Source organism: Streptomyces sp. DT224 (genome assembly GCF_049844595.1).
In the GTDB taxonomy this organism is placed as follows: domain Bacteria; phylum Actinomycetota; class Actinomycetes; order Streptomycetales; family Streptomycetaceae; genus Streptomyces.
Map to the genome: position 1 here is coordinate 569,575 of NZ_JBNCLI010000004.1, position 12,934 is coordinate 582,508.

The 12,934-nt window shown below is 69.7% G+C and carries 11 protein-coding genes; 6 read left to right on the forward strand and 5 right to left on the reverse strand.

The features are described 5' to 3' along the window. Nucleotides 1-59: 59 nt before the first annotated feature. Nucleotides 60-1,355 carry a haloacid dehalogenase-like hydrolase gene (locus tag ACLQ2N_RS12885; protein ID WP_425812240.1) on the reverse strand — a complete coding sequence of 432 codons (1,296 nt, stop codon included), beginning with the start codon at nt 1,353-1,355 and terminating at the stop codon, nt 60-62. 637 nt (nt 1,356-1,992) lie between these two features. On the opposite strand from ACLQ2N_RS12885, the gene ACLQ2N_RS12890 reads away from it, so the two are divergent. The 3 genes from ACLQ2N_RS12890 to ACLQ2N_RS12900 all read left to right on the forward strand — a co-directional run bounded on the left by ACLQ2N_RS12890 (nt 1,993) and on the right by ACLQ2N_RS12900 (nt 5,602). Next, nucleotides 1,993-3,810, forward strand: coding sequence for a GMC family oxidoreductase (locus ACLQ2N_RS12890; protein WP_425812242.1), 1,818 nt, complete (start codon nt 1,993-1,995; stop codon nt 3,808-3,810). A gap of 79 nt (nt 3,811-3,889) precedes the next feature. Then, on the forward strand, nt 3,890-5,032 hold the full coding sequence (locus ACLQ2N_RS12895) for a ferritin-like domain-containing protein (protein ID WP_425812244.1): 1,143 nt from the start codon (nt 3,890-3,892) through the stop codon (nt 5,030-5,032). Between the two features lie 21 nt (nt 5,033-5,053). Further along, nucleotides 5,054-5,602, forward strand: coding sequence for a hypothetical protein (locus tag ACLQ2N_RS12900; protein WP_425812246.1), 549 nt, complete (start codon nt 5,054-5,056; stop codon nt 5,600-5,602). Nucleotides 5,603-5,817: 215 nt separating this feature from the next. Here ACLQ2N_RS12900 and ACLQ2N_RS12905 read toward each other — a convergent pair whose 3' ends face one another. Further along, nucleotides 5,818-6,186 (reverse strand): MerR family transcriptional regulator, encoded by a 369-nt coding sequence (locus tag ACLQ2N_RS12905; RefSeq protein ID WP_425812248.1) that lies wholly within the window; start codon nt 6,184-6,186, stop codon nt 5,818-5,820. 294 nt (nt 6,187-6,480) lie between these two features. On the opposite strand from ACLQ2N_RS12905, the gene ACLQ2N_RS12910 reads away from it, so the two are divergent. Next, on the forward strand, nt 6,481-7,302 hold the full coding sequence (locus tag ACLQ2N_RS12910) for an endonuclease/exonuclease/phosphatase family protein (RefSeq protein ID WP_425812372.1): 822 nt from the start codon (nt 6,481-6,483) through the stop codon (nt 7,300-7,302). 92 nt (nt 7,303-7,394) lie between these two features. On the opposite strand, the gene ACLQ2N_RS12915 is transcribed toward ACLQ2N_RS12910, so the two are convergent. The 3 genes from ACLQ2N_RS12915 to ACLQ2N_RS12925 form a co-directional block, all read right to left on the reverse strand. Continuing rightward, nucleotides 7,395-8,240: a helix-turn-helix transcriptional regulator gene (locus ACLQ2N_RS12915; protein ID WP_425812250.1), complete on the reverse strand. Its 846-nt coding sequence runs from the start codon at nt 8,238-8,240 to the stop codon at nt 7,395-7,397. 90 nt (nt 8,241-8,330) lie between these two features. After that, a complete protein-coding gene (locus ACLQ2N_RS12920; RefSeq protein ID WP_425812252.1) occupies nt 8,331-9,086 on the reverse strand; it encodes an SDR family NAD(P)-dependent oxidoreductase in 756 nt (251 codons plus the stop codon). Nucleotides 9,087-9,336: 250 nt separating this feature from the next. Continuing rightward, complete coding sequence (locus ACLQ2N_RS12925; RefSeq protein ID WP_425812254.1) at nt 9,337-10,362, reverse strand: Gfo/Idh/MocA family protein; 1,026 nt, start codon at nt 10,360-10,362, stop codon at nt 9,337-9,339. A 164-nt stretch (nt 10,363-10,526) separates the two neighbouring features. On the opposite strand from ACLQ2N_RS12925, the gene ACLQ2N_RS12930 reads away from it, so the two are divergent. Continuing rightward, entirely contained in the window at nt 10,527-11,270 is a 744-nt protein-coding gene (locus tag ACLQ2N_RS12930) for a GntR family transcriptional regulator (RefSeq protein WP_425812256.1), read from the forward strand. Between the two features lie 743 nt (nt 11,271-12,013). Continuing rightward, nucleotides 12,014-12,934 (forward strand): TIM barrel protein, encoded by a 921-nt coding sequence (locus tag ACLQ2N_RS12935; RefSeq protein WP_425812258.1) that lies wholly within the window; start codon nt 12,014-12,016, stop codon nt 12,932-12,934.

Below are 12,934 nucleotides of genomic sequence, written 5' to 3' on the forward strand. Positions count from 1 at the left end.
TCGGCGGACGGCCGCACCGCCAGGCCGTGACAGCCGTCAGCGGGGGCGGCTCCACCGCATCAGTACACCGAGTCCCGCTGGTCCGGGACGACGCTGCCGTCGCCACGCCGCACGGGGCCGAGGCTTCCGTCGGGCCTGGTGTAGGCGGCGGTCGCGCAGGGATAGGCCGTGGTCCTGCGGGGCAGCGGCCCGATGAACATGGGGTTCACGACCCAGCGGCCGTCGGCGTTGTCGTAGGCACGGCACATCACCTCGTTCTTGTTGCGGTTGAGCACCAGGTGCGCGCCCGTGGCATCGCCGACGAACGTCACGTCGGTGTCGGCGTCGCCGCCGCCGAGCGTGATCCGCCGATGGGGGGCCTGCTGATTCCAGGCAGCGCGGCCCTGGATCCCGTAGATCTCCTGGTTGATCCAGCAACGCTTGCCGTCGATGTATGGGATGGCCTCACCCTTCGTGACGCCTACACCGCCGCAACCCTCGTTGCTGGTCGTGATGCGGCCCTTGGCGTCGAGCACGGACCGGATGGCGACGGTGTGCGCCCGGTCGATTCCGATGCCGCGCGACCACACCTCGGTCACCGGTTCGGAACCCGCCGAGACGATCCAGACGTCGAATCCGGCCTTCTGGAGCGTCCGTACCAGGTCGCGTTGCTGTTGGTAGTACCGGACGTAGGCGGGCAGCACATGGGTGCCGACGGTGCGGGTCGCACCGACGGGCGCGGCAAGGGCCTCGGCACGGGCGGCCTCGGTGTACGCGCGCAGTTCGGGGACGGTGTGTCCGGCGAACAGCTGTGGCACCCACGCGTACTGGGGGACGGTACGTCGGTGGTTCCACTTCCCGGCGAAGGCCGCTGCGCCGCTCATCGTTCTGCCGTCCTCGCGGATCTGGAGGATCTCGTCGGCGCAGCGGGCGTTGGTGGAGGTGGGCAGGGGCGTTCCCACGGCCACGTCGGTGCCGCAGGCATCGGTGAGGGCCCTGTTCGCGGTGCTGGTCAGCCATGTGCTGGTGTCTTTCCAGCTGGCGGGCCGAAGGATCTTGTCGTGGCGCAGGGACCAGCTGATGGTGGCGTCGGTGACGTCGTTCTTGGTGATGGTGTTGTCCCAGTCGAACGCCGCTACGGGGCGCGGCCCGCCTCTGCCGTGGCAGGAGCCGCGCTCGTCGATCACACGCTGCAGCTGGGCTCTGTTGCCGCCGTACCAGGCGAGAGCGTCGGAGAGCTGAGGGCAGCGGGCCGCGTGCGTCACGGACGCGCGACCGGCCGGTGCCGCTGTCACAGGTCCGGCTGCGGCTGCGGCCGCGACCGCGAATGCGGCCGTCACGGCCGAGGTCCACGCGAGAACTGGTCGGATGCGCATGCGAGTGGACGGTACATCAATGTTCCGGTGATGTAGAGGGGGCGCGCGCCCGCCTGCAAAGGGCAACTGACGGGCACTCACCTCCGGTCGTCCCGGCGCGTCCATTCTCCCGCGCAGGCCGCCGCGGCAGGCGAGAGGCGCGGCAGGACCGGAGACGTCAGCGGCTGAAGAATGGACAAGTGCACGAAGTCTCCGGGGAGAGTGCTCTTAGGCTCAACCGACTTGTCAACTGCCTGAGTTGACATCGAAACGCTGATTACGCCCGATCGATGGGTTTCCCGGCGAGATCCCAGCCGCGACAGGGCGAATGACCGCGTCATATGCAAGCCTCGTGTCGAGGCCCTTCCCTCGATCCCCGGCGGATTCAGTGTGCGTCTCAGGTGTGGTCTCTCGCGGAACGCGGCCCTCCTGAGGCCCGCGGGAAGTCCTCATCGGCTCATCAGCGGGCGCCGAATCGCTTCCGGCGACTGGTGGGAATGTCACCGGGCTGTTCGGCCCGAAACCGGGGTGAGGTCACCCCCAGACACGGCAAGGGGCATCAATGACGTCTTTCGGCGGAACAGACCCGGTGATCTTCCCATTGGGTGCTGCGACGCAGACCAGCGCAGCCGAGGCCGCGAGAGGTGAATGGGATGCCGTGATCGTCGGCGGCGGCATGGCGGGTTCCATCGTCGCCGAGCAGCTGAGCCAGTCCGGCTACAAGGTGCTGATCGTCGAAGCCGGCCCCGGCAAGGACCTGGACCTCGCGGAGTACGAGTCGTACCTGACGCGGTTCTACGGCGCGGTCATCAAGGACAACCAGTCACCGTACCCGTTCAACCCGAATGCCCGGATGCCCAGGAGCACCGACACCATGCCGGTGGACCCGGGCACTCCCCGAGACGATTTCTACCTCGTGCAAGAGGACAAGTACTGCTCGGACACCACGTTCACCCGAGTCCTCGGCGGCACCTCCATGCACTGGGAGGGGAAAGCGCTGCGCATGCTTCCCGAGGACTTCAACCTGCGGACCACGTACGGGCAGGGGCTGAACTGGCCGCTCGGCTACGACGATCTGGAACCCTATTACCGGCAGGCCGAGGCCGAACTGGGCGTGGCCGCCGAAGTCGAGGACCAGGCGTATCTGGGAATGCATTTCCCGAAGGGATACGTGTTCCCGATGCACCGCATGCCGCCGTCCTATCTCGACCAGACGGTCGCCCGAGGCGTGGACGGCATGCGGGTCAACCTGGCGGACGACGACTACACCCTCCAGGTGCGGAGTTTTCCGCAGGCCCGCAACGGCGTGCCGAATGCCGCCTACGACGGGGGAAAGGGCTTCGTCCCGGTCGGCGCGGTGAGCACGAACCAGGTGGAAGAGGGCGAGCGCTGCCAGGGGAACACCAACTGCGTCCCGCTCTGCCCCGTGCAGGCCAAGTATCACGCGGGAAAGACCCTGACCAAGGCGCTCCGCAAAGGAAACGTCAAGATCCTGACGCAGGCGGTCGCGTCCAAGGTCGAGGTCAACGAGGAGGACCGCCGGGTCACCGGGATCACCATCAAGAACTACCAGTCGCTCGAATCCAGCAGCTACGAGACGTACACGGTCAAGGGCACCGTCTACATTCTCTGCGCGCACGCCATCGAGAACGCCCGGCTCATGCTGGCCTCCGACATGCAGCGCATGAGCCGCAGCAAGCTGATCGGCCGCAACCTGATGGACCACGCGTACCTGCTGTCCTGGGGCCTGCTGCCCGAGCCGGCCGGCACGATGCGAGGCACGTCCTGCACGAGCGGAATCACCGACCTGCGCGGCGGGCGGTTCCGCGCCACCCAGGCAGGATTCGGCGTGGACATCCACAACGACGGCTGGGGCTGGGCGACCGGCTCGCCCTACACGGACCTGGTCGAACTCGTCGACGAGCGGGGCCTGCGCGGGAAGGAGCTGCGCCGGACCCTCGGCAACCAGATCTCCCGGCAGCTTCTGCTGGCCTTCATGATCGACCTGCTGCCCGACAAGAACAACACCGTCACGGTGGACGACCGGTACAGGGATGCCCTCGACAACCTGAAACCGGTCGTGTCGCTCACGATTCCGCCGTACACCATGCGGGGTGCCGCGTTCGCCCGCAGCCTCGCGACCGACATCTTCGCGAAGCTCGGTGCCGAGGAGCGGACCACGTACGACAAGGACCGCTACAGCGCCGTCGAGCACGAGGGCCGGTGGTACAACATCGTGGGCGGCAACCACCTCGCGGGCACCCACATCATGGGCACCGATCCGACGAACTCGGTGGTCGACCACACCCAGCAGTCGTGGGACCACGACAACCTCTACCTCGTCGGGCCCGGCAGCTTGCCCTCGATCGGTACCTCCAACATCAGCCTGACCATGGCGGCGCTCGCCTTCCGCAGCTCGACCCACATCGTCAGGTATCTGCGCGCCGCGAAGGCCCCGGCCACCGTTCGCGGCTGAGGGCTGCCCGCGAAGGCCCGCCAGACAGACCCGCGGCCCGGCGAATCCGGCCGCCGCCACCGCCCACGATGGGGAGAACATGTCCGTTTCGGAATCGGAGCCGTCCCAGGACTCCAAGATCAAGACCGTCGAGGAACTGCGCGAGTACCTGTACAAGGGGCTCCAGTTGGAGCATGCGACGCTCCCGCCCTACCTGACCGCCCTCTACTCGCTGCACCCGGGGAAGAACTCGGATGCCTGGCACGTCATCAGGGTCGTGGCCGTCGAGGAGATGCTGCACCTCACCCTGGTCGCCAACGTCATGAACGCCGTGGGCGGGACTCCGGACCTCACCAAGCCCGGCTTCGTACCGAACTACCCGACGCGCCTGCCGTGCGGTCCCGACTACTTCGAGGTGCATCTCCGGCCGTTCTCGCGCGAGGCCCTCGACACGTTCCTGAAGATCGAGAAGCCCGCACAGGCGGCCGACGAGGAGGACAGGTTCGTACCGATGGACTGGGCGGCCCTCGGACTGGCGTCCGACGGGGCGGCGCCACCTTCGGAGAAACTGGCGGAACTCGAGGAGTCCGGCGCGGTCCTCGGTCTCGTCCCTGGTGAGCCCACCCAGCGCTTCCTGAGCATCGGTGAGTTCTACGAGGAGATCATCCGGGGAATCAACCACCTGGAGGACGAGGCCCGGCAGGCGGGTGCGACGATCTTCACCGGTGATCCCGCTCGCCAGGTGACCCCCGAGTACTTCTACTCGGGTGGCGGCGATGTGATCAAGGTGACGGGGCGCGACACCGCGGTCGCGGCGCTCACCCTCGTAGCGGAGCAGGGCGAAGGGCTGCACGGCGGCATCTTCGACAGCCAGGACGAGATCGCCCACTACTACAGGTTCCAGCAACTGGAGAAGGGGCGGTATTACCAGAAGGGTGACACACCGGGTAACCCTTCCGGCCCGGATGTGAACGTCGACTGGGATGCCGCATATCCGGTGAAGCCGGACATCAAGCTGGCGGATCTCGCCGGAGACCCAGAAATCCTGGCAGCGGCCGAGGAATTCAACCGGTCCTACGCCACCTTCCTGACCCATATCAACCTGGCTTACAACGGCCGGCCCGACCTGCTGCTCAAGGCGGTCTGGGAGATGTTCCGCATTCGCGACAGCATGAACCGGCTCATCCGTAACCCGCTCACCGGGCACGGGGGAGTCAACGCCGGCCCGACATTCGAGCTCTAGATCGTCCGAGGAGGAAACACCGTGGCGCACACAGTGACCACAGAAGAGAAACTGCGCGCATTCGTGAAGTTCTCTGCCACTGTCACCGGCTTCAGCGAGTTCGACCTGTGGGGAACCGGACAGGCGGAGGCGTACTACGAAACGGTCGTGGCTCAAGAAGGGCCGGACGTGCTCCAGAGGGTGATCTCGTCCGATCCCTCCGCCGTCCCCGCCGATCCGGTGGTGAAGAGCATCATCAAGCTCTGGTACGTCGGCGTCTGGTACGGCCCCGAACTGACGGGACGCGTGGACGTGGCGGCCTGGACGGCGCCCGGCCGCAGCGGAGCGAAGCCCGCCGTACCGGATGACAGCCGGCCCGAGGAAAGCCTGCCACGGCAGGCCGCCCCCGAACGGCAGCAGGCCGGGGAAGGCCGCGCGGGGGACAGCGAAGACCGCGTCCCTCCATTCGTCGTCTCGCCCGACGCCTACACCGAGGGCCTGCTGTGGCGGGCGATCGGCGCCCATCCGGCCGGCGCGAAGGCGCCGGGCTACGGCTCGTGGGCCAGTCCGCCCGCACTCGAAAACCACTGAGCGGAGGAAATGCGCATGACCAGCACCGTCCCGAACCCGGGCCCCGACAAGGTGACGCCCGGCGTCACACCGGGCCTGTGGTGGAATCGGAATCCCGTTCGAGCAATGCGTACGCCCTGATCTGGCGGACAGGTGCGGAATCGGCCCGGACTCAGGCTTTCGTCGAGACCGCCGTCGCGGCCCTCACTCCGCGCTGAATGACGTCATCGAGCGCGTTACGGGCCTCCAGCAGCCGCTCGGCGGACCGATCGATCCGTTCCCGCTCTCCGCGTAGGCGTTCGACTACTCCCCTGCAGGCGGGGCTCGGGAGGGCGTCTTCGCGCAGGCACGGGCTGACCCTGGCGGATGGTGGCGGTGGGCAGTCCGGCGGCCAGCAGCGCGCGGATCCTCGTCACCGCGCCCACGTCCGCTTCGGCGTACTCCTGGTAGCCGTGGGCGGACCGATCGGGCGTCAGCAGGCCCTGTTTCTCGTAGGAGCGGAGCGCCTGCCCGGCCTGTGAGTTCTCGCAGCAACCGGAGGCGGGCACCGGCGCGGCGGCCGCGGAGGACCTCGTGCACGGCATGCGGACGACCAATCCGCTCATCGGCCCGGTGGCCCGCAGCGGGCCAAGGCGTCCCGCTGGGCGCCGGTGACCGCACGCCCGCGGCGCCGAGCTCGGCCCCTGGGCGACGGGTGCGGGCCAACGGGTCAGCCGGTGACGGCCCTTGATGTGGTGGGTCCAGGCTTCCTTCGGTGTGATGCCACCAGGCGCCTCGTGCCGCACGCACCGCGCCACATAAGCTCGTACGGGGAGACCCGCATGTGGATGTGGTGAATCTACTTCCAGGAGTCGAAGGTGACCGGAACAGGCGCGCGGTGGCTTGCGGGCGCGCTGGTCATGGCCTGCCTGCTGCTCGCCGGCCCCAGCGTGTCGAACAGCGCCTACACGGCCGGGCCGCTTCCGGCCGATGCCCCCGAAGAGGTCGTGGCGAACCGTGTCATGACCTGGAACATCTGCAACCCCTGCAAGGGCGGCGGGCGGAACGGTGGCAGAGCGGCGGAGATCGCCACGTACGCGCCTCAGGTCGTCGGCCTGCAAGAAGCGTGCGTCGGCGATGTCCGCAGGATCCGGGACTATCTGCGGTACCGCTACGGACTGGTCTACCACGTCGAGTACGGATCGGTTCTGCCGAGTTGGAGCCGGTGCGGGGGACTTCCATGGAGCCCGGGAGGCTTCGGCCAGGCCATCCTGTCGGCCGCTCCGATGACTGACCAGGTGAACGTGGAGTACCCCCACGGCGGTTCCGAGTACCGTGGGTACATGGCCGTCACGACGCTCGTGGACGGCCTGCGCGTCCGGGTGTTCAACACCCACTTGGCCCAGCGAAGGCAGGAAGCCGTCCGTGCGGAGCAAGCCGAGGTACTGGCCAAGGCGGTTGTCCGGTACGACCGCACGATCGTTCTGGGTGACTTCAACGCGGTGCCGGACGCCTCCGAACTCGACGTGATGTGGCGCACGGCCAGGGACGCGGACCCCGAGTGCGGTCCCTCCGGTGCGGGTACGTGCGAGCCGACCACCGACTGGCGCAGCAAGTTCGACTACATCTTCCTTCGTGGCTTCGACCCGCTGGAGCAGCGGGTGCATCCCACCCCGTGGTCGGACCACGATCTGGTGCGGGCCGATCTGCGTGCGGACGTGTCGCAGCGGCCAGCGCGGTGATCACGCGGCCCGACTCATGAGCGACACCGGCCGTGATCCGTTCGCCGGCGGGGCGCCTGGCTCCGGCGCCCCCGTGCAAGCTCCCAGGGCTGTCAGGTGCCCGCCGCCCGTGCTCCCAGCACCGGCAGCAGTCGCAGCTTCTCGTCGTCCGCCGAGCCGGGGGTGGCGGTGTACACGAGCAGCGCCTGGTTCTGCTCGGGGTCCAGCAGGACCTGGCACTGGAGGGTGAGGACGCCCAGCTCGGGGTGGCGTACGAGCTTGGGGTCCACACGCGGTACGTCGATCTCGTGGGCGCTCCACAGGGCGGCGAACTCCCGACTGCGTTCCAGCAGGAGGTCGCGCAGATGCTCGGCGCGGCCTCCCGCGCCTTGCCGTGAGTAGGCGGCGCGCAGGCCGGAGGTGAAGAAGCGGCTGTGCAGTGCGTGGTCCTCCTCCGGGTACAGCAGCCGGGCGGCGGGGTCGGTGAACCAGCGGTAGGTGAGGCTGCGTTCAGGCCCGGTGAACTGGGTCTGGTCGCCGAGGAGCGCGGTGGCCGTCGGTGTCTGGGCAAGGGTCTCCGCCACGTCGTTGATGACCTGCGCCGGGGTGTCGTCCAGCCGCCCGAGGATGCGCATCAGGCCGGGCGTGATGTGGTCGGAGCGCAGGCTGCCGGGGCGGGAGGGCGTGTTGTGGCCGGCGATGCGGAACAGGTGGTCGCGCTCGGCGAGCGAGAGCCGCAGACCTCGGGCGATGGCCGCGAGCATCGGCTCCGAGGGCTGCGGACCGCGCTGCTGCTCGAGTCGGCTGTAGTAGTCGGTCGACATGCCGCTCAGCGCCGCCGCCTCCTCCCTGCGCAGGCCGCGGGTGCGGCGGCGCGGCCCGCGGGGCAGCCCCACGTCCTCGGGTTGCAGTGCTTCGCGCCGGGTGCGCAGGAAGTCCGCGAGTTGTGCTCGGTCCACGGTTCCAGTCTCCCTCGTGGTGGTCCCGGGGCCTGACGTCCGGGGCGCGGTGGTGGGCGATGTGCGGGCCGGTCCGGGCGGGCCGGGCCTTCAGAGCAGCATGCCGCCCGATGCTTCGATGCGCTGCCCGGTGATCCAGGAGGTGCCCTCGGCGAGCAGCGCGGCGGCGGCAGCGCCGATGTCGTCGGGTTCGCCGGGGCGGCCCATCGCGGTGACACCGCTCAGCACGGAGCGCATACCCTCGTCGTCGCGGACCCCGCCGCCGCCGAAGTCGGTGCCGGTGGCACCCGGTGCGAGGGCGTTGACCGCGATGCCGCGCGGCCCCAGCTCCTTGGCGAGGTAGCGGGTGAGGATCTCCACGGCGCCCTTGGCCGCGGCGTACGCGGCGGTCGGCGCGGCGATGAAGCGGGTCAGGCCGGTCGAGACGTTGAGGATGCGGCCACCGTCCTTGATCAGGGGCAGCAGGGCCTGGGTGAGGAAGAAGACCCCCTTGACGTGGACGTCCATCAGCCCGTCGAACTGCTCCTCGGTGGTCTCCTCGAATGGCGCGTGCACTCCGTGTCCGGCGTTGTTGACGAGGATGTCGAGGTCGTCGCGGCCCCACTCCCGGGCCAGGGCCTGGCGTACCTGTGCGGTGAAGGCGGGGATCCGGGCCGTGTCCCCGGTGTCCAGCCGCAGGGCGACCGCCGTGCGGCCCAGCTTCCCGGCCGCCTCGACGACGGCCTCGGCCTCGTCGGCGTGCGAGCGGTAGGTGAGGATCAGATCGGTACCGGCCTCGGCGAGGTGCAGGGCTGTGCTGCGGCCGAGGCCGCGGTTGGCGCCGGTGATCAGGGCGATGCGGGACATGGTGGCTTCCTTCCGATCGAGGTGCCGGCGAACCGGCCGGTCCGCCGCCTGCCCTCAACGGTCGCGCGTCCCGGGATCCGGATGAAGGCCGCGGTTGTCCAGGGATCGCGGATCCCCCCTTCGCCCTCGTACGGGAGGCCACCGTGGACAAGCGCCCCGGGAGGCAATCCCCGCGCGGATCTCCTCACCGCGCCGTTTCCGCCAGGTACCGGTTCGTGCCTGCTCCCGGCCCGGGCCCCGTCCGTGCGGCTCAGGGCCGCCCGTTGCCGTACACGCGTGCACGCGGAAGAGCGGGGACGGGAACGGGGCGCCCCTCGGCGCGTGAGCGGGTGGCTGCCTCGGCGACGGCCAGAGCCGCGCGGGCGTCCTCGCCGGTGCATGGGCTGGGGCGGGATCCTGCCACGACTTCGGTGAACGCGGTGAGTTCGGCGCGGTAGGCGTCGTGGAAACGCTCCATGAAGCCGGGGTAGGGGGAGCCGGCCGGATAGGCCGTTCCCTCGGCCGAGGCCAGCGGGGCCTGTTCGGTGAGGCCGGCCACCACAGTCCCCTTGGAGCCGCACACTTCCAGGCGTACGTCGTAGCCGGCGCCGTTGTAGCGGGTGGCGCTGCACGTGGCAAGGGTGCCGTCGTCCAGGGTGAGTACGGAGACGGCGGTGTCGACGTCCTGGGCCGCGGCGAAGAACTCCTCGCCGCGGTTGGCGCCGGTGGCGTAGACCTCGGTGATCTCCCTGCCGGTCACCCAGCGGACGATGTCGTAGTCGTGCACCGAGCAGTCGCGGAAGATCCCGCCCGAACCGGGGATGTACCCCGGGTGCGGCGGAGCCGGGTCCGCCGTGCACGCCCGCAGGGTGTGCGTCCAGCCGAGCCGTCCGGCCGTGACGGCTTCACGCGCGGCCTGATAGCCCGCGTCGAAACGGCGTTGGAAGCCGATCTGCAGGGGGATGTCCGAGTCCTGCAGTGCGAACAGCACCCGGTCGGTCTCCCCCAGTGTCGAGGCGACCGGCTTCTCGCAGAAGGTGGGCAGCCCCGCCCGGTGGGCGGCCAGGATCAACTCCGCGTGGGAACCGGTGGGCGCCGCGATGACTATGCCGTCCAGCCGGGCTCCGAGCAGCGCGTCGATGCTGTCGGTGCACTCACCGCCGACCCGGTCCGCCACGGCCCGGGCGGAGCGCGCGTCGGGATCGTGGAGCACGAGTGCGGTGACGGCCGGCAGAGCGGCGAGCGTGGTGGCATGGAACGCGCCGATGCGGCCCGTGCCGATGAGTCCAATACGCATGTGCGACCTTTCGTGCGGGCAGGGACGAGCCGGGGACGGCCCAGCTGATTTCTATCCCCCCGGCCGGGAGAAGAGCAAGAGTTTGTTCAGACATAAAGACATACGAATCTAAGGGGGAGTGAGGCATACTGGCAGGTGTCGGCAGCAGAGCGCGGGAGGGTGTCGTGGAACCGCTCACGGAGAAGATCACGATCGACCGGAGCAGCCCGGTCCCCTTGTACTTCCAGTTCGCCCAGCAGCTGCAGAGCCTCATCGAGGCGGGCGAACTGCCGCCCGGCACCAGGCTGAGCAACGAGATCCGGATGGCCGGCGAGTTCGGGCTGTCCCGCCCGACCATGCGCCAGGCGATGCAGCACCTCGTCAACAAGGGGTTGCTGGCCCGCAAGCGTGGTGTGGGCACGCAGGTCGTCACCAACCGCATACGCCGGCAGGTGGAGTTCACCAGCCTCTTCGAGGACCTGGAGCGGGACGGCCGGCGCCCGTCGACTCAGGTGCTCTCCGTCGAGACCGTCCCGGCCGGTGCGGCCACCGCCGCCGCACTCGGCCTGGACGAGGGCAGCCCGGTGCTGTCCGTCGACCGTCTGCGCCTCGCCGAGGGTCAGCCGATCGCACTGCTGCACAACTTCCTCCCGGAGGGTGTGATCGAGCTGAGCGCCGACTCGCTGGCCGAGGGGGGCCTGTACCAACTGCTGCGCCGGTCCGGCGTCGCCCTGAGCACCGCCGACCAGACCATCGGCGCCCGTAGGGCGACCGCCGCCGAGGCCAGGCTGCTCGACGAGGCCCGCGGCGCGACGCTGCTCACCATGACCCGCACCGCCTTCGACGGCTCGGGCAGACCGGTCGAGTACGGATCGCACGTCTACCGCGCCTCCCGCTACGCGTTCGAGATGACCGTCGCCGCACACTGACCCGCGGCACGTGGGCACCCTCGCAGCTGCCCGTACGCGCCCGGTGGCCCGGCGTCGCGGGATCAGTGCCCTCGCTTGAGCAGGGCGTCGCACAGGCCGGAGGCGGCGTCTTTGAGGCGCCGCCCGATGCCGTCGAGGCGGCGCAGCAGCTCCCGGCGGGACTGCTCGTCGGCTACGTCGTGGTCCGCGCCGGCAGCAGGGCAGGCTCGCTCCTGCGGCAGATCAGCTTCCTGCCGTACATGGTGCCGGGCATCGCCGCGCGTCAGTTACCTGGATGGACGCGGACTGCTGCGCGACATCGTCCGGGAGTGCACGGGCGCGGGATTCCACGTGGCCGGTCTGCGGACGGCCGGATGCCCGCCGGCGGACGTGGTTCCCGCCCAGGCGGGCGTCCTGCTCGATTGGTCCGGGAACGGGGTGCGCGACACGTCGCTGCCTCGCCTCTCCGACCGTGAGGGGATAACCGAGGTGACTCTGTTGCAGGATGAGGTCGACTGAAGGACTCCGCCCACGCCGCTGAACGCGGTCGCCGGACCGCTCCGCCCACAGCTGTCTCCGTGACGGGCTCGCGGGAATCCTTCAGTCGATATGTAAGGACAATAGGTTGACAGGTCGCCACATGGCGGAGCAAGCTCGATCACGAAGGCCGGGCAGTTGTCCGGCCACCCACCACGGAGAGAGAAGAGGCACGGCATGCCGATCAGGCCGGCCCACGCCGTACACGTCGCCGAAGGAGGCAGGCCGTGACCGCACCCCTCACGCAGCGCATCGCGGGAGCACCCATCTCCTGGGGCGTCTGCGAGGTCCCGGGCTGGGGACACCAGCTCGACACGGACCTGGTCCTGCGCCAGATGCGCGAAGCCGGACTCGCCGCCACCGAGTTCGGACCGCAAGGCTTCCTTCCCGACGCCCCCGCGGCCAAGGCGGCGACACTCGCCTCGCACGGTCTGCGCGCCGTCGGCCAGTTCGTGCCGGCCGTCCTCCACGACCCGGACCACGACCCGCTCCCCGAGGTCGAGACCGCGCTGACCGGTCTCCTGGCGGCCGACGCCCGTACCGTCGTCGTGGCAGCGGCGACCGGGGCCGAGGGCTACGACGACCGGCCCGCGCTCGACGCCGCCGGGTGGTCCGTCCTGCTCGCCAACCTCGACCGGATCTCCGCCGCCGCGGCCGACGCGGGTGTCCTCGCGACCCTCCACCCCCACGTGGGCACGATGATCGAATCGGGCGAGGAGACGCAGCGGGTCCTCGACGGATCGGGCATCGGTCTGTGCCTGGACACCGGCCACCTGCTCATCGGCGGCGGCGATCCCCTGGCGCTCGCCGCCCGCCTGCCCGGCCGCATCGCCCACGTGCACCTCAAGGACGTACGCCTCGACCTCGCCGACGACGTACGGGCCGGGCGCATGACGTACACCCGGGCGGTCGCCGAGGGCATGTACGTCCCCCTGGGCGCCGGGGACATCGACATCGCCGGGATCGTCCGGCTGCTGGAGGCGGACGGATACGCCGGATGGTACGTGCTCGAACAGGACACCATCCTGCGCGCCGCACCCGGCGAGGACGGCGGAGCCGATCCCCTCGACGACGTCCGCGCCTCGGTCGCCCACCTTCGCTCCCTCGCCGCCGGTGACGGGCCCGCCGCCGGCCCCGTGGTGGGCTGA

Coding starts and splice junctions, on each gene's coding strand:
- ACLQ2N_RS12885 (WP_425812240.1), bottom strand. CDS start 1,355: ATGCGCATCCGACCAGTTCTCGCGTGGACCTCGGCCGTGACGGCCGCA.
- ACLQ2N_RS12925 (WP_425812254.1), bottom strand. CDS start 10,362: ATGCGTATTGGACTCATCGGCACGGGCCGCATCGGCGCGTTCCATGCC.
- ACLQ2N_RS12905 (WP_425812248.1), bottom strand. CDS start 6,186: ATGAGCGGATTGGTCGTCCGCATGCCGTGCACGAGGTCCTCCGCGGCC.
- ACLQ2N_RS12910 (WP_425812372.1), top strand. CDS start 6,481: ATGGCCTGCCTGCTGCTCGCCGGCCCCAGCGTGTCGAACAGCGCCTAC.
- ACLQ2N_RS12895 (WP_425812244.1), top strand. CDS start 3,890: ATGTCCGTTTCGGAATCGGAGCCGTCCCAGGACTCCAAGATCAAGACC.
- ACLQ2N_RS12920 (WP_425812252.1), bottom strand. CDS start 9,086: ATGTCCCGCATCGCCCTGATCACCGGCGCCAACCGCGGCCTCGGCCGC.